The organism is Oleiphilus sp. HI0067, assembly GCF_001635735.1.
Genome location: NZ_LWFI01001255.1, coordinates 30,304 through 54,630 on the forward strand (window position 1 = coordinate 30,304; position 24,327 = coordinate 54,630).

Here is a 24,327-nt window from a genome sequence, read left to right on the forward strand (position 1 = left end):
AGAGTAACTAAAAGCCAAGATTCAAGCAATAACTCTTAACTTCGCTTTATGTGTTCTGACTTCGCTTTTCAGATCAGTAATACACTGCTCGAGCGTCTTACTAATTTTTGCGTGAGTTCGAATCATAGCTAAACGCGGCCAAGTAGCGCGCTGACCTTGCATCATTAGCTCTGAAATAAAGTCGCTTGATGGATTTGAAAGAACCTTCGCATAATGACTCAACTTATATTTGGGATATAAAGTGACATCACCCTGATAACGTTGCGAAAGCATGGAATAGATTTGGCCTGCGCCTTGTCTAACAATTTCATTTTGGTTGTGCTTACGAAGATAATCAGACACAGCTTGACCATGGAAGCGAAGCTCTCCTTTCAAGATTTTACTCGGTAAATCGCGTAAACGATTCTTGTCGGCATGCTCTTCTTTTAGAAACGGCACAACATGCGGGTTTGTTTGACTAACGATGCTGAAGTTAACATCGTGCAAATGCATCAACCTTTCGATCGGCAAGTCAGAAACCACACTTCCATCCACCCAACGCATATTTGGCATATAGGCCGCATGATTTCCCTTCTCATCCTTTTGCTGCAACTGAACAGGAGGAAAGATACTAGGAACAGCACAAGACGCCAGCGCCGCGCTCCACATCATTAAGTTAGGCGATGTGTAACCGCTTAAAAGCCTCTCTTTTTGCTGATGCTTCACAGGGGACACGGTGATATTGACACTGCGGCCAGTTCTCTCAAAGGCCTCTTGCATCGTATAGTCACCGATATAGTAACGAATCGACTCGCGTAGTTTACTTTGCTCCATAAACCCGCGACCACGAAGACCATTTAAGATACCCGCCCATTTCCAGGGTTTAAGGTTCAAATTCTCAGGGTCGAAAAACTCTGGCAGCTCTTCATCAGTATGCGTTCCTAATAAGGCAGCAATGATAGACCCTGCACTTGATCCTGCGACAACCTGAGGTAAAAGATCTTGTTCCCAAAGCGCTTTAACTACACCTAAGTGAAATGCTCCTAACGAGGCGCCACCACTCATCAACAAAGCCGGTCGGCCATAACTAAGGAGAATTGCTTTGAAAAAATCAAGTTGCTGAGCTGGAAGCATCGAAGATTTAGGGTGTCGGCAAAGAAATTGTAGCGCGACGCATACCTCTTCGACATAATCATCAATAAGACGTTTAGTGCCGACGTAACAAACGGAATATAGCCTTGGGTCTCCCATATTCCCCAAGTCGTGATGAAGCCCTTCACGAAGAGCACGACCTAAACCCTCTAAGTCTTCACGCAAACGCAAGTTACGCAAGGCATGCATCCGCTCTGAAAGCACATCAAAATTATAAATATCTGAATAGGGTTCCAGCTTCCATTGCTGATTGTCGAGCGTGTGATCTAAGGTTAAAGCGATCTCATTCCATTGCGCATAGCTTGTTGACTCATTTAAGTAGCCTTTTAGTTTTTTTATATACGCTTGCTTGTTTTCCACGAGAAACCTTTTCCTGCCGTCTTTTAAAAAAATATAGCGGACAGCAATTAAGACATCTGTGGAGTTGATGAGTATTGATGTGAAGGAATGTAAAAGAGAAGTGAATATTTAACTGTTGCGCATTTGTTTAAAGGCTTAAAAGTCCTCCAAATCTAAGTCGTCATTCGCAAAGGCATCTTCCACAACACCATCACGTATGAGGTAGTTACGATTTTGCAAATAGGCATTGCGAACAAAGACATAAGGATCAGATCCAGCCATTAAGTGTTCAACCTTCAAGAGATCTGCTCGAATATCAAGAACTTTGAGCCCTGTTAATGCGAGCTTTTCCGTACTCGATAATTCATCTGTGTAATAAAGCGGATCAGAGTAAGTATCCGCTGCGCGCCCTAAGGTATCTCTAAAGGTGGAAGGACCTAAAAAAGGCCAAACGATATAGCTGCTATTTTCATAACCATAAAACGCTAGGGTCTGCCCAAAATCTTCCTCTTGATTCTGCAAGCCGAAGTAGGTCGCGACATCAATAAAACCAGCCAACCCGAAAGTTGTATTCCAAATTACGCGATTAAGCGACACAACTGCATTGTGGAGCTTCCCTTGCAGAATACTGTTTGCAAACGTCTCTACATCATCAAGATTATTAAAAAAATTCGTGATGCCTATATTCATAAACTTAGGCATCACGTAGTTATAACCTTGGGCAACAGGTTTTAAAACATAGCGATCAATTTCTTGATTGAACGCAAACATGGTTCGATTAAAACCCTCGTAGGGATCTACTTCAGTTTCTGAAAGTTCTTCAGCTCGAACAGAACTAGCCGAGCAGGCTATTAAGGCGAGAGAGATAAAAATCCATTTTTTAATCAATGTGGTTCCGTACATAACTTGTAGCTTATTAGTATTCTAGTTTTAGACCTTCGCACACTTCTTAACAATAACACTGCCAACTGAGTAACCTGCGCCAAACGAGCAAATCACACCAGTATCACCAACGGCCAAGTCATCACGGTACTTATGAAAGGCAATAATTGATCCTGCAGATGACGTATTAGCATATTCATTTAATATCACAGGAGCCTCGCCTTCCTCTGCAGGTCGACCTAAGACCTTCTTCGCAATCAAAAGGTTCATATTTAAGTTAGCTTGATGCAGCCACATTCGCTTGAGCTGGTCTGGAGTGAAATCGTTATCTGCGAGGTGCTCAACAATCATATTGGCAACCATTGGAGAAACCTCTTTAAATACCTTTCTCCCCTCTTGAACAAATAACTTATCTGCGTTGGCTTGCGCTTCTGGAGCGCAACGATTCATAAAACCGAAATTGTTACGAATATTATTCGAGAAACTTGTTTTTAATTTTGCGCTGACCACTTCGTAATACGTATCGACAGACATCAAATCCTGTCTTTCAACAAGAATAGCAGTCGCAACATCGCCAAAAATAAAGTGACTATCGCGATCTCTAAAATTTAGGTGAGCTGTACAGACTTCAGGATTCAGAACAAGTACGGACCGCGCTGTTCCGGCTTTCACCAAATCAAGCGCAGTTTGAAGAGCAAATGTGGCAGACGAACATGCAACATTCATATCGAAGCCAAAGCCGTCAATCCCAAGCTGCTGTTGAACTTCAATAGATATTGCTGGGTAAGCTCGCTGTAAGTTGGAACAAGCTACAAGTACGGCATCAACATCAGCTACCGTTTTATTGGCTTGAGCCAGCGCGTCTTTTGCGGCGGCTGTTGCCATTTCACATAAAACACTCGGCTCAGAATTTGGTCGTTCGGGGATATTCGGCGCCATGCGCATTGGATCAAGAATACCCTCTTTATTCATCACATAACGGCTTTTAATTCCGCTAGCTTTCTCTATGAAAGCAGAAGAAGATTCTTGTAAGGGTGCGACGCTTCCGTCTTCAATGGCAGCTGCGTTTTCTGCATTAAATGCCGCAACATAACTATTAAAGCTTTCTACCAACTCATCATTACTAATTGACTGCGTTGGAGTAAACAAACCTGTGCCGGTTATCGCCGCTTTATACACTAATTTCCCCTTCTATAAATTATCTATTCTCGTCAGAGACGCGCACCACTAAGAAGCATCATCAGACATTAGTCTTGAAGACACCAATAAACAACTTAAATCAATCACCTCTCAGCGCCGAGTTAAACTCGTCGCACCAACTGCCATTGTTTATTGATACGTTTTTCGGAGATGGTCTCAGCCGTGCCCAATTGTTGGGCGAACCATGATACGCGCTGCTCTTCAATTAGCCAACGAAATCTTGTTAACTCTGGGTCAGAAATACCTTGCGCTTTGTGTGCGTCTAAGCGACTTCGGTATTGCTCCCACCAGTCTTTTAACAACGGCAATGTTTTCCTCTCAAGTGCTAGCTCACGCCCCATCTTTTCGAAGCGCAATGTGCAAGCCTTCAAGTAACGCGGATAATGTTCTAGCTGCTTGTAATCAGTTTGCGACAAGAATCCATCGTATACTAAGTGCTGTATTTGATACTTTAAATCTGCGACAGACATGGCTACCGTAAAATTGATTTTTCCCTTTAATAGCTTCATCAATTCATGGTATTCCTTGAGGATCTCATTCACTAACTGAGCATGTTTTTTAGCCTCAACGACAAAGTCTCCTCGACCCGCCTGCCAGCGTTCTTCAAACTCGGCGGAACTTCTTGGAATTTCATCGCAACGAAAATGATGTGCAATCGCAGACAGAGCAAAGTCATCGTACAAAGCCTCAGCTCTTCCGGTTGGCGCGTAATACAAGCCCATTTGTTTATAGTTAGGGATCTCTTTGGGCAACAAAGCGATTTGATCACTTAACTTGTAAAACAGAAGGCGCGCCATTCCCAAACGGCTTTGTTCTTGCGCTTTATGCTCATCATTCTCGTTAGTCTTAAGAACGTATTTTTTCTTATCGATCAAGCAAGGATATACATTCAGTCTGATACCAGCTTGGGAAACTTCAATAGACTCTGGCAGATCGAAATCCCACGCTAATACCTCTTGTTCATTGCGCACTGAATCCTGAGCGTCTGCATCTGGCTTATCCTTTAAGTACTCATCAGCTTTCTCTACAACTTTAACGAGATCCCTTCCTTGAGTAATTAACTTTCCATTGTCATCAAGCACTCGGATATTCAAACGTAAATGATCATCGAGCAAATCAACATTCCACGCTTCAATAGGCACATTAACGCCTGTTAGATACTTTAGCTGCGCAGCCAAGCTTTCTAATAAGGGATCAGTACTGGATTCGACTTTTTCAAAGATTTTATTAACTGTATCCGGAACAGGTACAAAGTGTTTACGCAGTGTTCGAGGTAAATTCTTGATCAACTGCGTGCATTTTTCTTTAAGTAAACCAGGGACTAACTTCTCAAGGCGCGCGGCCGTAACCTGCCTTGCTGCGCGCGCTGGAACGTTAATACTGATCCCATCCTCCGCAGCTCCTGGTTTAAAGGAGTATGTTAAAGGAAACTTGATACCATTGTTTTCTAGGGTGTCTGGAAACATCCCAGCATCAAAGCTCGCGGCATTATCTAGTTTAAGTTGCTCTTCACTAAAGACAAGACGGAGCTTGTCATTCTCGCTTGCTTGGCGATACCATTTTTCGAGCGCAGCATCGCTCACAACATGTTTTGGCAGTAGGCCATCGTACAAGCTATATAGCGCCTCATCATCAATGACAACGTCCTTTCTTCGCGTACGATCTTCTATTTTTTCTAGCTCTTGCAAGGCAGCGTGATTGAGTTTGATCGCCTTTACACGCCCACGATATTCACCCTCCACTAATGCGCTACGAATAAAAACTTCTCGCGCAAAAACTTCATTCACAGAGCTGAAATTAACGAGCCGTTTTGCAACGATTTCAAGTCCATATAACGTGACTTTTTCATACGCTAATACTTGCCCGCGCTTGCGCTGATAATGCGGCTCGCTCCAAGACTTCTTAATCAAGTGCGAAGCAAGAGGTTCAACCCAACCTGCTTCAATGCGCGCATTCATACGCGCAAACACTTGTTGTGTTTCAACGAGTTCCGCAGACATTAACCATTTGACTTTGGATTTCGCGATACCAGACCCAGGATATATCTGAATCTTCTTGTTACGACAGGCAAGATAATCACGCTTTTCATCATGACGCGCGATGTTTGATAAAAATCCCGAAAGCAACGATTCATGCAGCGCTTGATACTTCAAGGATTTTTGATCGTCTGTCACGGGTGAGTCTGATGCTTCAACATCAGGTGTTTGTTCACGCCAAGCTTTACAAGCAATGACTAGTTGACGATGCATCTCACGCCATTCTCGCATGCGCATAAACGATAAAAAGTTCTTTTGCGCATAGCGCTTTAGTGCACTCGAACCAAGTTCTTGTCGTTGCTCTTCGTAATGTTTAAACAAAAGTACTAGTGATGCAAAATCCGAGTCCTTATCTCGAAACTGAGCATGGGCTTGATCCGCAGCTTGACGTTTTTCAACTGGGCGTTCGCGAGGATCTAGTATAGCCAAGCCACTCACAACAATCAGGGCGTCATCAAGACAGTTTTGTTGTTTTGCTTGATACAAGACGCGCGCGAGTTTGGGGTCGATTGGCAGTTTTGCGATTTCTCTACCTAAACGAGTAATTCTATTAGTTTTGTTGACTGCACCAAGTTCAAATAAAAGCTTGAAACCATCATTCCAAAGCTTCGATTCTGGCATGTCCAAAAACGGAAATTTCTTTACGTCAACCAAACCTACATCCAACATCTTCAAGACAACTGAAGCAAGGTTTGTTCTTAGAATCTCTGGATCAGTAAACTCGGGGCGGGAATTAAAGTCGTCTTCACTATAAAGCCGATAACATATGCCTTCTGCAACACGCCCACAACGCCCCTTACGTTGATTCGCGCTTGCCTGAGAAATTCCTTCAATTGGAAGTCTTTGAATTTTTGAACGAACGCTATAGCGGGACATTCGCGCTAAACCGCTATCAATCACGTAGCGAATACCTGGCACGGTAATCGATGTTTCCGCAACATTCGTCGCAAGCACAATACGACGACCAGAGTGGCTTCGAAATATCTTCTGTTGCTCTTCGTTACTTAGGCGAGCGTATAGCGGCGTTACTTCCGTATCACGCCAATCCATATCTCGCAGATGTTTTGCTACTTCCCGAATCTCGCGTTCTCCAGGAAGGAAAACAAGTGCATCACCAATGCGCCACCCCCGCTCCTTTTCATCGTCTTGCAAGGTTTCTACAGCGCGCTGAACCATTTCAGGTAAAGACATTTCATTATCGCGCCCACCATCGAGATATTTCACGTCTACAGGAAAGGTTCGTCCCTCCACTGAGATAACAGGAGCATCTTCGAAATGGCGAGAGAAACGCTCTACATCTATCGTCGCGGAGGTAATCACTACCTTCAAGTCTTTTCGCTTTCGCAAAATGGTCTTTAAATAGCCCAAAATAAAATCGATATTCAGACTACGTTCGTGCGCTTCATCAATAATGAGCGTTTGATACTTGTTTAAAAACGGGTCATTTTTAATTTCGGCAAGTAAAATACCATCCGTGATGACCTTGACTAAGGTCTGGTCCGAGGACTGATCAGTAAATCTAACCTGATAGCCAACCGCGTGGCCCAATTCTGTATTGAGCTCATCACTAATTCGATTAGCAACGGTTCTGGCGGCCAAACGACGTGGTTGGGTATGACCGATTAATCCACGATTAGCTAAACCTAACTCCAAACAAATTTTAGGAAGCTGAGTCGTTTTACCGGAACCTGTTTCACCAGCGACAACGACAACCTGAGCGATTTGAAGCGCATCCTTAATCTCGTCAACCTGTTGTGAGACGGGCAAATTTTCAGGATATGTAATAGTGACAGGTGTCTGCTTTCTCGACTCAACTAAATCACATGATTTCTGGTACTTTTCATCCAAGCTCTGAAGCTGTTTTTGGCGATCACTGTCATTGAGTTTTGCCGCATGGGACAGTTTACGCCTTATCGCATACTCATCGCGCAATAAACATTTAGACAAATCATATTGTTGAATATTGTTTTGATCGGAAACAGACACTAGGTTCTCTTTAATTTCTTTAGATACAGACGCTTACACGATGACGTTTGATTCGCTTTGATTGTGGCCTATTCTAACTTGAATAGACTTTGTTATAGCGGAAGCCAATTATGCGGGTTATCGAAAACATTACTTACGATGAACTACACGTCGGGGATTATGCCACATTCACAAAAACATTAACGGAAGATGAGCTAGTTTTATTTGCTGCTGCTTCTGGCGATGTAAACCCCGTTACTTTGGATGCGGAATACGCAAAAAAAACCACTTACAAAGAGCGTATAGGCCATGGAATGTGGGCAGGCTCTCTTATTTCTGCGGCTTTATCTACTGTTATTCCAGGTCCCGGAACAGTACATCTGGAGCAAAATTTAAAGTTCAACGAAGCTGTTAGACTCGGAGACACACTAACAGTGACGCTAACTGTTAAAGAGAAGCTAGCACACAACCGTGTTGAGATGGACTGCTCGGTTAGAAATCAGGATAATATTGAGATTATTACTGGCACTTCTTTGATTGCAGCCCCTACTGACAAAGTTTCGCTTCAAGAACCACACCTGCCAAGAATCGAAATCGAAACAACATAAATCTGAAGGTAACTATTAATGACGACGCGTGCAGAACAAAAACTTAGAACACGCAGAGCCATTTTAGATGCCGCGCTTAAAATTCTATCTAATCAAAGAAGCCTTGATAGCATTGGCCTAAGAGAAGTTACTCGCGAAGCAGGTATCGCCGCTCCTTCCTTTTATAGACACTTCGCAGATATGGAAGAGCTTGGTTTAGCTCTTGTCGAGGAAGCTGGTCTATTTCTGAGACAGATGCTCAGAAAAACAAGACAACGTATCGATGATACGGACAGCGCAATTGATATTTCCACCGATACATTCATTGAGTTTCTCGAACAATATCCCATGCATTTTCGTATTCTATTACAAGAACAAGTGGGCTATTCCGATGAATTCAGGCGCGCTGTTCGTCTGGAAGTAGATAATTTCGTCAACGAGCTATGTGATTATCTTCAGTCTCGCGCTACACGAAATATAGACACGCAAAATGTAGCTGAAGCAATGATCGCGATTATTATTGCAATGGGAGCAAAGTTTACATTTTTAGATAAAGCTAAAAAACGAGCTCTGAGAGACAACACTATAAGCCAACTCAAACTCGTCATGCTTGGTGCGTTGAAAACAGAGATATAGCCTTCAATAACTCAGGCTAATCCCAAATAGCAAACGCACCAGCATTTGTGTCTCCATCAATCGTTGCCTCCGGCAAACCTATTGCTAACATACCCGCGAACAATGAAAGAGACTTAACTCGAGCATTCAATACTGAACCACCTAAAGCTTGTTCGTCATCATATACACTCAGGTATACCGGTGCTTCACTAATACTTTGATGATCATATATTTCTACATGAGCAGGAATTGTTGAGCTATTGAGTTCGAAACTGGCACTCGGCTGACCAATCACCAAGTAACGATTTTCCGCAGCAATCACCTCACCGAAATTAGCCCCAGATAAGGGTTGCTTAGCCTTGATGTAATTGCTAATCGATAGAGCATCAAACTCATCAAGCATATACTGATAAACCGCACCATAATTACCGTCTAATGGTCCTCCGCCAACCGGCGCATTATTCTGATTTTCTCCGGTATTAATAACCGAGGAGTTGCTATCTTCTAACGGAGCTCCCACAAATAAAGTAGTACCCGCCAAAGCAACACTTGAACCGAATCGATCACCCTGATCATTAAAGCTCGGCTTAAGATAGTCTTTAACGACTGGCGTGCCATTTAATGACGCCTTGTTAAACAATAACGCAGATCCTGAATTAACTAGGGTTGCAGCAACCGGGTTATCAATAAGATCTTGCAAATCACTCGCTCTACCATTAGATAAAGCTAAATCACTCGGTGAAGCTGCATCATTTGGTACACCTACTAATAGGAATCGATCATTTACCGCCAAAGACGCACCGAAAGCCTGTCCAGAATGCTCAAATATATGTTGGTAAGTATTGGTTTGTGCACGCCACGTATTCCCTGACTCTCTAAAAAACTGATAGACCTTACCAAGTTGTCGAGCACTACCACCAATTTCACGCTGCTGTGGAGCCCCTACAAACAACTCGCCATTGAACTCTGCTAATGCCGAACCAAAACCCGTTTTAGGATCAACAATATTCAAGGCATTGTCTGGATTCTTAATATAACCAACCTCTTGCGCAACGCATGAATTCGAAATTTCGTAGACATAGACAGCTCCGCTATCGAACTGAGAATAATTTAAGTTTAACCCTGCAGCAGCTAAAGAATATGCACCAACCCCGTCGGAATCTTCCCCTGAAGCATAAACATACAAGTAATCTCCTCGCACAAGGACATTCGAGCCAAATGCATCATTCTCTCGCGCATTACTTGCTTTGACCAAACCACAAAACTCTAGTGAACCATTCTCTAAATCACGCTGATAGAGCTGAACAGCACCACTATTTAAAGTAGTTGTATTAGATACCGCATCAGATGCAGGAACGAAACTAGTATCGCCGCCATCATTACCCGGTACTCCGACCGCTAAAAACAATCCAGTACCGGACACCGAGCTTGCTTTTTTATCTTCAATATCAGAATTCGAGTTTGCTTGAGATGTCTCAATCGAGCTCTCATAAGGGCTACGATCGATAGTAAAGTTTATTTCAAATGACTCAGATAGAGTTCTAAGGACACGACTGATTTCTTCGACATTGCCATCAGGGTCAGTCACTTCATCCGTTATGACCACTCCTAAGAACTCGCATTCAGAACGAGTTTCTTCGAATCTATATGAAATCTCGAAATTCACATCAATTTCCGAGGTTGAAGACACTATTTCAAAAGGTACTTCTAATCGATTATCCACCGTAACTGGACCTGTTTGATTGTTATTGTCAGCAATTAACGCCGTTACACTTGCTACTTCAGCAATCGATCCGTCAGCTAACGAAACATCTTCCTCGGCATCAAGCACATCGAGGTAAACAAAAAACAAATTGCTAGCTGGTTCTAAAAACAAGGTTTCTGAAAGACTTGATGCAACCAAGCTTTGCGCTTTGTATAGCACCTGGGCTTCTAGTAAATCTGCTCCCTTGGACACTAACTTAATCTCGTTGACAACGGGGCTTGCTAATGGAGCAATCGAACAATCTGGTTCGTCAGGAGAAACCAGAACCGGGTTTGCATCAACGTCATAGGTACGAGAGCACGCAGAGATAAAAACAATACAGACTAATGAAGAAACGAGTGCACGAAGAGACAAAACAATTTCCAACTATAATTCTTTGAGCCCAAGATTATATCGATGTTTGAATTATTGTTAGAGAGTCCGTACACAGTTTTTAAGACAAGTCTTTATATTTCTAGATCATGTACAATATGCGGGTTACCGCAAAAGATTATTCAATACATCTATCAATTCATTTAAGTGGACTATGACCAAGCAACTTGATCGCACCTTTTCGATTGCTCCTATGATGGACTGGACTGATAAACATCAGCGCTACTTTGCTCGTTTACTAACGAAGCGCTCGCTGTTGTACACAGAAATGGTCACGACTGGCGCCATTATATATGGAGATGAAGATCGGCACCTTGAGTACAACGAAGAAGAGCATCCTATTGCTCTTCAGCTTGGAGGCAGCGACCCTAAAGATCTTGCCAAATGTACCAAAATAGCTAAGACGCGTGCTTATGACGAAGTCAACCTTAACGTAGGCTGTCCAAGTGATCGAGTGCAAAATAATATGATTGGCGCTTGTTTAATGGGGCATAAAGACCTCGTTGCTAGTTGTATCTCTGCAATGCGAGAATCATGCGACATTCCTGTAACAATCAAACATCGTATCGGTATAGACGACTTCGATAGCGAAGAGTTTTTGAGTGATTTTGTCGGCACTGTCGCAGAAACCGGATGCTCTACATTCATCGTTCACGCCAGAATTGCAATTTTGGATGGTCTAAGCCCGAAAGAAAATAGAGAGATCCCTCCCCTCAAATATGATTGGGTATATCGTTTAAAACAACATTTTCCAGACCTAGAAATCATTATAAACGGAGGAATTAAAAACCTTGATGAAGCAGAAAATCATCTTAAAAATGTAGATGGCGTCATGCTTGGTCGAGAGGCTTACCATAACCCGTGGCTACTTTCGGAAGTGGATCAACGGTTATACAACACTCCATCCAAGGTTTTAAAAAGACATGAAGTTATTGAGCAGATGTACCCCTACATTGAGCAACAGCTAGGACATGGTCAGAAACTTAGCTACATTACCCGCCATATTTTAGGCCTATACCACGCACAACCGGGTGGCAAACAATTTCGAAGGCATATAAGCGAAGAGGCGCACAAGCTAGGTGCAGACATTGAGGTCCTAGAAAAAGCATTGTCTTACGTTGAATAACAATTTGCATTCAATGACTCTTAGTGTGAAGCAAATCGGTTTTTTATCTAGAGCATTAGTTTACGTTTACCTATATCCCATTACTCATTGAGTTTCATTATGTCGAACAAGTTAGACCAATTAAGAAAGATGACTGTTGTTGTGGCCGACACAGGTGATTTACAAGCAATTAAACAATGGAAGCCTCAAGATGCAACAACCAACCCTTCGCTATTGCTTAAGGCAGCTTCACTTACTGAATACTCTGAGCTATTGAATAATGCTAAGAGTCACGGCCTTGAAAATGGAGCATCAAGTCAAGACCAACTAGATTTAGCTTGTGATCATCTGGCGGTTTCTATTGGCAAAGAAATATTAGGACATATCCCAGGAAGAATTAGTACTGAAGTAGACGCTCGACTTTCTTTCGATACCGAAAAATCGGTTGCACGTGCACTAAGAATTATTGGAATGTATGAAGATACCGGCATCCCAAAGGAGCGAGTTCTCATTAAATTAGCTTCAACTTGGGAGGGTATTCAAGCGGCAAAAGCTCTTGAGAAACAAGGAATTAACTGCAATTTAACACTTTTATTTGATTTCTCTCAAGCGCAAGCTGCAGCGGACGTTGGTGCATATTTAATCTCTCCTTTTGTTGGTCGAATACTAGATTGGTACAAATCGAACACAGATAAACAGACATACGAGCCTTGCGAAGACCCAGGCGTTTTATCAGTAAAAGAAATATTCAATCACTACAAGAGCAACGGGTACGATACTATTGTCATGGGTGCCAGCTTTAGAAATACTGGGGAAATTGAGCAACTTGCGGGCTGCGATAGGCTTACTATTAGCCCGCAATTATTAGAAGAGTTATCAAACGATACAGCCCCACTGGAACAAAAGTTGTTTACTAAATCAACAGAAACGACCACGACTCCTTATTCAGAATCACAATTCCGCTGGGGGTTGAACGCCAGCGCTATGGCAACAGAAAAGCTTGCCGAGGGCATTAGAAATTTCGCTGTTGATCAGCTGAAGCTCGAACAAATACTCAAAGGGTGAGCACTAGATGATATCAAAGCTAAAAGCTTTTTTTACTGAACTCGCTACACAAACGAATCCTGAAGTTAAGCAAAGCTCCATAGAGCTATGCTGTTTTAGCCTAATGTGTATCATCGCTAATATCGACAATGACTTTGATGAAAATGAACGAATCACAATCAAAGAGCTTGGCAAAGAACTTTTTAGCCTAGACGATGCAACCATTTCAGATATCATCAAAGATGCTGAGCAATCAGCGCATGACTCAACTTCTTTGCACCAATTTACCTCAACCATTCACGAGCATCTGCAAGAGAAAGACAAATTCGCTCTCATCGTTGGCTTATGGAAAATAGCTTATGCTGATGGATCAATAGACAAATACGAAGAGCACATTATTCGCCGAGTGGCCGAACTCGTTTATCTTGATCACGCTAGGTTCACAGAAGCAAAGCATGTAGCAAAACCATGACGTATATCATTGGACATCGGGGCGCACGCGCAGAACTTCCTGAAAATACAGTGCCTAGCTTTGTTCACGCCCAACAAAATGGATGCTTCGCTTTTGAGCTCGACGTCAGGCTATCTTCCGACCATGAACTAATGGTATTTCATGACGTTACGACGAACAGAACGACGGGATACCGGGGAAATATACACGACATTCCATCATTGAAACTTCAGACGCTAAACGCTAAAGCAGATCATTTATGCTCAACATCGTGCTTCATTCCAACCTTAAAACAAGTTGTCGATGCCGTCCCTGAAACTTGGGACTGGCAATTCGAGATAAAACCTACGAGTAGACAAAGAATGGATATCCTCGCCTACAAGCTTGCACGATACCTCAGAACAAATAATCTTAAATTAGGGAGAGTAAGCGTTACATCATCTAGCCCGTATTTTCTAAATAAAATACATCGGATCGATAGAAAAATTCGGCGCGGTTTAGTTGCCGATTTTAATGGAAACACAGCCCTGCAAACTGCTAAAAATTTAGATCTAGAGCTCATTGCTCTTAACGATAAGTTCTGTAATCAAACCGTTACCAAAGACATACTATCAGCAGGAAAAGAGATCTCAGTATGGACGGTGAATGATTTACAGCGTATTGATCAGCTGCGATTAATGGGCGTTAACAGCGTTATTACTGACATCCCGTCAACGGCGATCGCTAACAACTAAACCTAAAGGTTTCGCGTTAGCGATCTTGTCTTATTTAAAAATCTGCCGGATCTAAAGGATTAGTACCCTCAAGCACTTCATCCAAATCACCCCAACCATCTGCATCTGTATCTGAACTTCGAGGATCCGTAAGATTATCGTACTCTTCTAGGTTAACTAATCTGTCGTTATCAGCGTCACCAAAGCGTCCAGTCCCTAAATTGACGGTTGGAACACCACAACTAGCATCATTCACTAAATCATAACGACGTTCATAGAAGCAAGGAATTTGGTCAGCATCAGCACCGTCAAACAAGCCAACTCCCTGAACCTTGATCACGCCATTTGACTCTTTAACTTGAACAATCTCTGAACCAATCGGAGCTAACCCCCAGACACCCTCATCTTGACGTGTCGCAGCGAAATTAAATGCATTTTCGACCGCTGGATTATCTGGCGGACCGGCTGTAGCTAGAGAGTTAACATGAATCTGCACACTATTTTGCATAAAGTTACTCGGTGCGACATCAAGTCCTGAATTATCTAAATAAGAGGAAACCGTATATATTTCTTCGGTGCGACCAGCAATAGTGGATTGCTGAACAAGCATTTCATACATAGATGGTCTGAGATGACGACTCAACTCCGTTTGACTCAACGCCAATATTTCAGATAAGTCTAGACTCAACGCAAACCCGCTCGGTACGATGACACGAGAAGCAGCAGGCTCCCCTACCTTTGATACCAGACCAACACTCAATTTACTTTCTGGTAAACCGGCCCAACCGGCATTAGCAAATGAAATTGTATTACCAATCGATGGAGTACCAGATGTATCCACAGTCACCAAAGCTACATCTTCGATAGTATCTGAGCCAATCGGTATATAAACGCCTTGTCCAGCCACCCATACTGCATTTCGTAATTGGGCATTATCCAAATCAACTCGTCCAACAAAGCCCCCGTTTAAATCGTACATTGCAAGTTTAGCGCTGAGTCCATCACTTTCTTGTACAACAAAATGGTCGTCAACTGACAGCAAGCCAAAGATCGAACCATTCGCAACACTTAGCGAAGGCAAAGTATTGACGGTTGAAGGTGACCCAAGGTCAACTGAACGCAATGACCCATTTGTTCCGACAAGAAGTAGCTTGTCTTGAGCCGACTCATAAGTTACGAAGTCAACCGGCAAAGAAGATACATCAATATGGCTAATGTAATTGCCGGTTACATAATCATAACGAATCAGGGAATCCCAACTCGATGCGTAAAACGCAAATTGCTCATAAGAGGCATTATCGATGAATGCAACCTTCCCTATTTCAGATTGCTCTGCCATCCAGCTAGCGTAGCAGCGCATGCGATCAGCTCTTTGAAAACCATTCGTCAAGGTCGAACAAGCGTTGTCTAGAGGATATCCGTCACTATTATCGTTAGCACCATCATTGTCACTATCAGCAATCGTAGGCATTGATTTATACCCAACTGTAAAACAATAGGTTGCGCCATTTACACTATGTTCTACTTCAAGAGACGAGCACTTTCCTGGGCCCGTTTCTAAACGCGGGTTAGTAAATTCTGTCGCCGCATCTGGATCGACGAAAGACACGGTAAGCTCCGCATCATCATTAACACCATCACTATCCGTATCCGCCTTATTCGTCTGAGTCATAAGGATGTTAATCTCTACACCATCCAATAAACTATCTGTATCAGAATTTGCGACAATCGAACTAGAGTCCGTGAGATTATGTTCTCTCAGATTACTAGCGTAATCATTATCATAATCTTCGTTCGCATCGAGAATTCCATCGTTGTCTGAATCCACGCTTAATGGGTTGCTATGCGTAAAGCGATTTTCCGTTCTCATTTTCTCAAATGATTGAGGTAGCGACATATCCGTTTCGGTTAAATCGACAGGAGCATCAAAGTTAATCGGCGCTACATCATTTTCAATAACCAACAACTCTTCGATATCAAAAATACCATCACCGTCACCATCTTCTGAGCGAGGGTCCGACACATACCAAACATAAAGCCTATCTAGGCCAGGAATCGTTAGACCGGCAAAGTCAGTGATCACTTCTCTAAATGGTGGGTTGTGGAAATCAGTTCTTGGAGAAGGAATCCATCCTGGAGATAGGTATCTGCTATTCAGGACCTCATCTGGCACATTATCACTATTCAAATCGTCTCCGAAATAGAACAGCGTGTCGTCAGATTTATAGCCAAAAACCCACACCTCGTTTCCGTCAGTAATTGTATCGCCATCAGAATCATCATTGCCTGGATCTATTCCTAAAATGACCTCAACAAAATCAGGAATTCCATCGCTATCCCCATCGATATTTAGAGGATTTGAATCAACGTCATCATTCAGAAAATCAAAATCAGTATCTTTTAAAGTCGGGTTCGTACCGGCTACAACTTCCGCACCATCATCGATTCCATCGCCATCCGTATCTTTGAGATTTGGATTAGTTTTGTTGCCATTAACGTCCCCTACACTCTCTTCGCCATCACTTAGACCATCACCATCCGTATCTTCCTCTAAGGGATTACTAGTACAAGCGACGAAGCCAACCAAACCATCTTGAACACAAGTAACATTGTTCGGGTCACCCCTTACTTCGTCAAAATCAGTCAAACCATCATTGTCAGAGTCTTTCATCCAAGGGTTCGTGCCCAATACCAATTCTTCAATATTCGTTAAACCATCGAGATCTGCATCCTCATTGGCATCACTAACACTATTTGACGTGGTTAAAAATTCATATTGGTCAGCAAATGCAATAGAACTATCAGCATTTAATATATTGCCCGCTCCATCAACACTGCCATTTGAGACTATCGTTGATAAGTCTTGTATCCAAACTCTAGTTTTCGCTCCATCAGAAGTTAAAAATGAACTAATAAGTTTGCCGTTATCATTGATCAGCCCACCAGTATCTGAATCTCTAGGAAGCGAGAACACGACCTCTAACTCGTCAAAATTAGATATTCCATCCTGATCAAAGTCTTCCATTGCGTCAGAAACATTATTCAAATCACTATCGATTGACTTAGGATCAGTCAGTGTGAGGTACACCTCATAACCATCACGCAGACCATCACCGTCGCTATCACGGCTAAATGGTTGCAAACCAAGCTGAACTTCTTTTCCATCCTCTAGCAAATCATTATCTGTATCTTCGAAACCAGGGTTGGTGTTCAAACCAAATTCTTCTAAATCAGATAAATCGTCACCATCAGAATCACACTTTAATGGATCCATAAATCCATTTGGTGGGTTAGTTAAATCAAATCCAAGCTCTAACAAATCATCATTAGAGTATGTGTACTCAAATTCCCACTCTTCTAGGTCAGTCAATCCATCTCCGTCTGAGTCTGTTTTAGTAGGATCTGAGAAAAATCCTCGCACGATAGCTTGCGCATCGAGACCAAACTCAAAATAATCGCTCAGGCCATCGCCATCGGTATCAGCCAAATCGCCACGCGTTTTGATTGAAGTTAGAGTAGTATTGCTATTACACTCGACTTGCTGTTGTGGGGTATGCGTAATTCCGTCTCGCTCTTCTTTGTCAGTTAGTCCGTCGCCATCTGTATCATCTAATAATGGATTTGTCGTGTAATACGGTTCACCTGTAACTGGCGTAGGTCGAACTTCATCTCCATCGTTAATCCCATCATTATCGCTATCGGGATCGCTAGGATCTGTGCCATATATTGCTTCCTCCCAGTCTTTCAAACCGTCAGAATCAGCATCTGTATTGTTTACATCGCTACCATCATTAGGATTAAGACCCGCCACCTTAGATTCAACGAAGTCACTCAGACCATCACCATCCGAGTCTGCTGATAAAGGATTCGTGCCTAATGCAAACTCTTCTCCATCAGTCAAACCATCGCCATCAGTATCCCAGTTATAAGGATCAGTATTTTCAGTTTCCTCTTCAGCGTTAGTGCGGCCATCTGCGTCATAATCGCTTGAACCATCGTTATCTAACACACTATCTAAATCGAAGTCTTTAGATGTTGGATTTGTGGGATCAGTGAATAACACAAAAATTTCAAAATAATCACTTACGCCATCACTATCTGTATCGGCTAAGTTATGATCCGTGCCATATATATTAATTTCTTCGAAATTCGCTAAGCCGTCATTGTCATCATCATTGGAGCCTATAATTCCAGCGCCGACATTGTCATTCAGTCCGTCATTATTACTGTCGTTTTTATACTCATCACCGCCCGACTCTTCACCATTGCTCAAGCCATCACCGTCGGAATCCACGAGGAAATCAGAAATATCATCAAAATTATCAAAACGATCTAATCGCGATACTCCACCTAATAACTGATCTTTATCAGAGCTTAGATTGTCGTCAGAATTTGAGTAATGTTCGTACCAACCTGGCAAGCCATCACTATCAGAATCACCAACTTCTTCACGCAGGTACTGCAAATAACCTAAAGAAGGGGATGCGCTATTTTCAACCTGACGAAGCAACACAACATCTTCCTGAGCATTAAATAATGCTAAGGCCTGAGTACCATAACCAGATCTTGCATATCTCCAATACTCGCTATCATTTGCTGCATTCGGGTATAGCTGAATCGTTAATTTTCCATCAATCCCGAGTGTTGTAGTGTGTCTATCTGAAGTATCTCTTTGAGCAGCTAATACGAATGCTCTATCTAAATCAGCATTCGCTGATTCGAAATCAGGGGTCGTTGCGTCAGGCAAATAACTATGACCGGACGCAAAACGCAAACGTCTGGTCGATAAGGCATTATCTATATATAACGGTCCATTCAATACCAAGTCTGAACTATTCAAATTAGACGACTCAATTACTGTTGGCAATCCGCTATAGTCAAAGCTCACGAAAGTATCGTTTAAGTCTTCTAGTGCCCACAAAGCTTGACGTGTATTTTTATCGTCCCACACAGCATGTTTGACACTTACTTGAGTAGCCGTCAACGATTCAATGGCACGAGACCCTTTGTTAAAAATCGTTTGAGACAAGTTACCCATTGAGTTCGTCGTTTCAACGATCAAATAAGTACCTTGATCCCAAATCGCACTAACTGGATCTGAGGTTGTAGTATCAAAAAATTGCGCGAATACCGCAGGATCAACACTTGTATCAAATTCACGAACGACCCCATTTGAAGAACCTACAAATAAGGTTTCGCTAGATGAAGCGCCAGAGGCAAACGTCAACGCACTCACTGCGTCAACTAATTGATTAGCGATAATCGGTGTAAGATAAAGACCAGTCACTCCATCCATGAGATATAACTGTTCAAGATCCCCTCCAGCCAAAGCGACTTTTGTCGGAGAACCTACGTCTTGATCGTTCGTAGAAGCCGCACTCAAAGTCGGCTGTTTTTGATAAAGCCAACTTGCATAGCATGTCCCAGCTGGGACAGGGTTATAGTCTTCTGCATAACGGTAGTTGGCTAAATCACCGATCTCAATAAGGTCTGAAACGGGAGCATCGCTAAGTTCCATATCATCCTGAACACCATTATTGCGTGTGTCAGTATCATGAGGGTTGTAATCATTTGCGACTTCAAAGCCATCTCCCAAACCGTCACTATCGGAATCGACAAGATTTGGATTCGTATTTGTTATAAGCTCTTCTGCACCGTCTGACAAACCATCTGCATCACTATCCTTGCTCAACGGATCAGTCAAACTAACATTTACCTCATAGCCATCAGGCAAACCATCCCCATCACTATCGACTCGCTTTAAACTTGTTCCCGCAGCATACTCCGCAACGTCTAGCAGCCCGTCTTGATCAAGATCATCATTTAGATCCACAAAATCGGTGTCATCGAGAGGGTCTGAGTTACGAAGTTTCACCTCATAGTAGTCAGAATTACTATCATTATCGGTATCTGGGTTTAGAGGATCCGTACCTGCAAGTAATTCATCTGAGTCTGATAAACCATCGCCGTCGCTATCGGACAATCGTATGTGAGATATAACTTTGCTATTTGATGGTGTGGCAAGATCGATATTTAATTCATCTATGTTAGGAATTCCATCTCCATCGAAATCATCTGGATTCCCCTGATTGCGTGCACTACAAGCAGGATCATAGATAAAGTAATCTTGCGAATTCTTTATGCCGTCACTATCGAAATCTTGATCTGTAGATGGATCAAAACCATAACCAATTACGATTTCACCAACTCCAGCAATTGCATTATCCCCAACATTATTAGGCTTGGTTGGATCTATCTCATGGATATTAAGATTGACAGAATCGCCAACTTCCAAGTTGCTCGTGCTGAATGAAGTTTCATTAAATCCTTCAATTACTAGGCTGTTGACTGACCATACAGGGATAAAGCTCTCATACACTCGACTCTTGAAAATATCGTCAACCGATAAGGTTTCCCCTACATTTATAAAGTCTTGGTCAAATTCAAAAGTCGTGGCAAGGCTAACAACAGGCTCTCCCGCTACTACAGTTGAAGTAAACCCAGACGTATCGCCTATTGAAAACTCATAACCAGCACTTAATGTTTGTCCAAATGCGACGTCTGTATCAATCGTAAAAGTCGATAAAGGATTGTTATTGATATCAACTAGAAGCTTGCCATCTACATACCATCTCGGAGTAAAGTAGAGCTCATAATATTGATTATTAGCCTCTGAAGAATAATCTAGTTCTGCCCGTACATTATCTTCAGACACTAGAACATTAGTAACTGAAGGAACAATAGTAGCCGGATCTCCGATCGCAACGGTCAAAATACTCTTTAGATCGAGCTCAATCGTTTTATTAGGATCAAGGTCATCAATTAATGTAAATGAAATATCTGCTTCGACGATATCTCCTTCAGAGATTATGCCCTGAGGAAGCATATATGGCGCGGCCAGTGAGCTAGAGTAAGGCTTGAGATAATCTACCGAAGCATCATTAATCGACCAAGACACTTGCAAGCCATCAGAAAGAAGATCAAGTTCCTCTTCATAATCTAGTATGATTGCATCCCCGCCACTCGGGAATCTGTCTAGCAATACAAGATTTGGAATGTTTAGCACAGGCACGCTTAAAGTAATTGGTATCGTTACAAAGTCATTACCCGCTACATCAACAATCGAGACACTAAGAATGTCTTTGAGCTGAAGCTGCCCTTCGCTCAATACTCTAGTCTGATTAGATACTCGCAAAGAACCCAAAGTAGATACGTGATAGTCAGATGTACCCACGACCTTCTCTCGTCGATTTACAAGCCATTCAGCTCTCAAACTAGGAAAAGCTGCAACGTCCTCATTCCCGAAATGCAAAGAAACTTGTTGACCGGCACTCAAATATTTCCTACCAAAATTAATAGGCGCGTCCTGTCCATCCTCATCAAGGATTAGAACGAAATCATCAAACCCACTAACCTGGGCTTCTAGGGCTACAAATACATACCCATCAACAACTCTTGAGACATTTGGATCATTAAACGCTGAATAACCAAATCGAGCATTTGAAAAAAGCGTAAACGAGCCGTCTCTATAGCTAAACCGGTCAATTTGTCCCGTTTTGTAAACAATATAAGCAACTTGATTAGCCGAGTCCTCAATTACTGAGACAGGAGTATAGTCCGTAGCTTTATCAATACTGTTCTTGTTTGAGGGAAGTACTAATGTTTCGTTCTTATTTCCTTCGAAAAACAATAGATCGAGAGAGTCGTCGAAATAAATATTGATTCCACTATCAGGAAACGTAAAAGTAGGAGTTGTAACGCCTTTCGCCGCTAAGTAAGTACTACGGCAATAACGTAATTCTCCAGTAGGTAACGTATTTGCCGACTGAAAATCTAAAGAGTTTGGCTGAATCAGATCTGAAAGGTTAAAACTATCATCGAGCGAACTACATGCTGCATCGCCTGGTACCGCATCAAATCGATTAAGAACACCGTCTCCATCATCATCAAGATCAAGCCCCGCATCGTAATCTGCGACTTTTACATTAACACTTGAGCCACTCAAGTATATAAATAATGAATAATTTGAACCGTAATCAACGGCTGAAAACTCATTATTGTTAATATCAATATCTTCAAGCCCTTGACCATCAGCATCATTCCAAGAAGCATAAATATCACCATCTAAGCTACCGATACTAATATACTCGCCACCATTTGGATTTGAGCAAACTGAGTATGCTTCACACAACAACGCATCCGCTTCAATTTCTACATTGAGCCGTTGACCTAAATCAGGAGGATTGGGCGTCACCCGATATGTATATTGTGAAAAATCAGGAACAACAATGTTCAATTGCGCTTCATATGAGCGAGTAGGCGATTCATTTGTAGTGAACAAGCCAAGTAACTTATAAGTTCCTGGAATCGACCCTGAAAATTGAACCCCAGTTTGTGTACTGTCATTTCGCTCAGCTAAAACTACTTCTGCCCCAAGCGGTTTATCAATGACTAACCAACTGTCAATTATTTCAGTTGCCGCGTCACCTATTCCTAGGCAATTGTTGGCTGAACATTGTCCTTGGGTAACTTCAAGGACGACTTGAAAATCAATCTCTCCCGTGAGTTTAGCAACCAAGTCAATCGGGTCATCGAAATTCGAAGATGTTAACCCCGGATAGTTAGTTGGCAGCTCTTCCTCAGTTTTATTTGGATCAAAAGGAAACGCATCCGAATTATCGAGAACACCATCTCCGTCACTGTCTATGCCAATAACTGGAATACCGAAAACAAAATCAGTTGGGAAAACATCAAGATCTTTTAAATCTGCTTGAGGCAGCAAAAGATTTAGTTCATCTCGCATTATCGATACTAGCGACGAGATGGGTTTGTTAGTGCCAATAAGGTTGAACTGAGAAGGCCCTCTTTGCAAGTTGCTTTTTACAGAACTCCAATCAGAAATAGTGGGCATAGAAAAAAACTTCCCGTCTATTTCTCGGTCCACAATATCCTCGGCCAATGCATCTAATGCGGCATCGAATGTAATTCCATTTTTCGATGACAAATCCCAAGCAAACGAACCAAGATATTCGTTGATATAGCGAGACTCGACAACGGTACTCTGAGTATCAAGTTCTAGAAAGCTCTCTCGATTAAACATCATAGATTGACTCAAAAGATCTGAATCAAAATTAGAAGATGCCGCTGAAAAACTAGTTGAAACAATTTCAGAATAATTCTGAACTGGATCATAGATACTCACGGGTTCAAACAGAGCATGAGTATCAGAATTCCCTTGTCCAAATCTAATGGTTGAAATCCAACTATCATCGCCACGTACGCTAGATATGGAGGCATTGAGAGAAACGTGGGATAGGACGCTTACCGATCGAGTTGGTGAAATCAATATTGCCCGATCATATCGTATAACCTCTTCTTCACTTAACCTATCATCCGTATTACTTGGGATGATCGTCCCATCGGGGAAGCGAAGTAGTTCGTCATTCAAATAATATTTTGCAGCGACATCTTCTTTAGAATTGTCACCCGCACCCCGTATAGAAGCGGTACTTACAAGCGCTGTAAGCGTGTTCGTAATAGAAGAAGCACCAGATGTGAGATCGATTGCATCAGCCAAATCTGCTTCTAAATAAATCAAGCCATCAAAATCCTCAAATTCCACTGCAGAGACTTGACCTTGAGAATTAGACACCTCTTCTACAACCCAGTTGACGGGACGACCGTTACCTGGATTTAGTTCAGGACTAACAAATGCTTCCTGAATCGCTGAAGGGTATCGAGACTGATAATCTGATATGAATTGTGTTACGACAGCATTTGAAGTTGCGTGACTCGTTAACAGTTCGTTAAGGCGCCAATTATACAAAGCATCTTTTTGCTTAATTAAGTCAACTGCATCAAGTGGCGTAACAACATCATTGCTCAAAGTTAGCAATGCTGCTTTAAGATCTTCATTACCTTCATTTTGATACGCTTGAAAAACGATGCGATCTAACTCAAAAATATCATCAGAATCATCAACCTTAAGCTCTAGTTGAACCAAATTACGCTGCGCTACGAGATCTGTACGAAACCAGTTATTTTCTTCCGCCTCATCAAACAGGTCATCAATCCGCTTAGCGACATCAGTCTTAGAAAGCACTGACAATTCAATCGCATTAA

Annotated in this window: 12 protein-coding genes; 6 read left to right on the forward strand and 6 right to left on the reverse strand. The window is 42.3% G+C overall.

Going from position 1 to position 24,327, the window contains the following annotated elements; all coding sequences use genetic code 11:
• Positions 1-21 precede the first annotated feature (21 nt).
• The 4 genes from A3739_RS19215 to hrpA form a co-directional block, all read right to left on the reverse strand.
• Positions 22-1,491 (reverse strand): DUF3336 domain-containing protein, encoded by a 1,470-nt coding sequence (locus A3739_RS19215; RefSeq protein WP_068478817.1) that lies wholly within the window; start codon positions 1,489-1,491, stop codon positions 22-24.
• A gap of 135 nt (positions 1,492-1,626) precedes the next feature.
• On the reverse strand, positions 1,627-2,373 hold the full coding sequence (locus A3739_RS19220; protein WP_068478820.1) for a VacJ family lipoprotein: 747 nt from the start codon (positions 2,371-2,373) through the stop codon (positions 1,627-1,629).
• A gap of 27 nt (positions 2,374-2,400) precedes the next feature.
• Positions 2,401-3,531 (reverse strand): beta-ketoacyl-ACP synthase III, encoded by a 1,131-nt coding sequence (locus A3739_RS19225; RefSeq protein WP_068478823.1) that lies wholly within the window; start codon positions 3,529-3,531, stop codon positions 2,401-2,403.
• Between the two features lie 122 nt (positions 3,532-3,653).
• Entirely contained in the window at positions 3,654-7,574 is a 3,921-nt protein-coding gene (gene hrpA / locus A3739_RS19230) for an ATP-dependent RNA helicase HrpA (RefSeq protein ID WP_068502436.1), read from the reverse strand.
• Positions 7,575-7,684: 110 nt separating this feature from the next.
• Here hrpA and A3739_RS19235 point away from each other — a divergent pair, with 110 nt between their 5' ends.
• Together A3739_RS19235 and fabR are read left to right on the forward strand one after the other, a co-directional pair.
• Positions 7,685-8,161 carry a MaoC/PaaZ C-terminal domain-containing protein gene (locus A3739_RS19235; RefSeq protein WP_068478371.1) on the forward strand — a complete coding sequence of 159 codons (477 nt, stop codon included), beginning with the start codon at positions 7,685-7,687 and terminating at the stop codon, positions 8,159-8,161.
• Positions 8,162-8,179: 18 nt separating this feature from the next.
• A complete protein-coding gene (fabR, locus tag A3739_RS19240; RefSeq protein WP_068478369.1) occupies positions 8,180-8,776 on the forward strand; it encodes an HTH-type transcriptional repressor FabR in 597 nt (198 codons plus the stop codon).
• A gap of 16 nt (positions 8,777-8,792) precedes the next feature.
• Here the strand turns inward: fabR and A3739_RS19245 are convergent, their stop codons facing one another.
• On the reverse strand, positions 8,793-10,886 hold the full coding sequence (locus A3739_RS19245; RefSeq protein ID WP_068478367.1) for an FG-GAP repeat protein: 2,094 nt from the start codon (positions 10,884-10,886) through the stop codon (positions 8,793-8,795).
• Positions 10,887-11,046: 160 nt separating this feature from the next.
• Here A3739_RS19245 and dusA point away from each other — a divergent pair, with 160 nt between their 5' ends.
• The 4 genes from dusA (at position 11,047) to A3739_RS19265 (ending at position 14,226) form a co-directional block, all read left to right on the forward strand.
• Positions 11,047-12,018 (forward strand): tRNA dihydrouridine(20/20a) synthase DusA, encoded by a 972-nt coding sequence (dusA, locus tag A3739_RS19250; RefSeq protein WP_068478365.1) that lies wholly within the window; start codon positions 11,047-11,049, stop codon positions 12,016-12,018.
• A gap of 99 nt (positions 12,019-12,117) precedes the next feature.
• Positions 12,118-13,062, forward strand: a complete 945-nt coding sequence (gene tal, locus A3739_RS19255) for a transaldolase (protein WP_068478362.1) — start codon at positions 12,118-12,120, stop codon at positions 13,060-13,062.
• A 7-nt stretch (positions 13,063-13,069) separates the two neighbouring features.
• Positions 13,070-13,513: a TerB family tellurite resistance protein gene (locus A3739_RS19260; RefSeq protein WP_068478361.1), complete on the forward strand. Its 444-nt coding sequence runs from the start codon at positions 13,070-13,072 to the stop codon at positions 13,511-13,513.
• On the forward strand, positions 13,510-14,226 hold the full coding sequence (locus A3739_RS19265) for a glycerophosphodiester phosphodiesterase (protein ID WP_068478359.1): 717 nt from the start codon (positions 13,510-13,512) through the stop codon (positions 14,224-14,226). The genes A3739_RS19260 and A3739_RS19265 overlap by 4 nt, the downstream gene beginning before the upstream one ends.
• Before the next feature lie 34 nt (positions 14,227-14,260).
• Here A3739_RS19265 and A3739_RS19270 read toward each other — a convergent pair whose 3' ends face one another.
• The gene (locus tag A3739_RS19270; protein WP_068502439.1) at positions 14,261-24,307 is read right to left on the reverse strand and encodes a hypothetical protein; all 10,047 of its coding nucleotides are present in this window, start codon (positions 24,305-24,307) and stop codon (positions 14,261-14,263) included.
• Between the last annotated feature and the right edge of the window lie 20 nt (positions 24,308-24,327).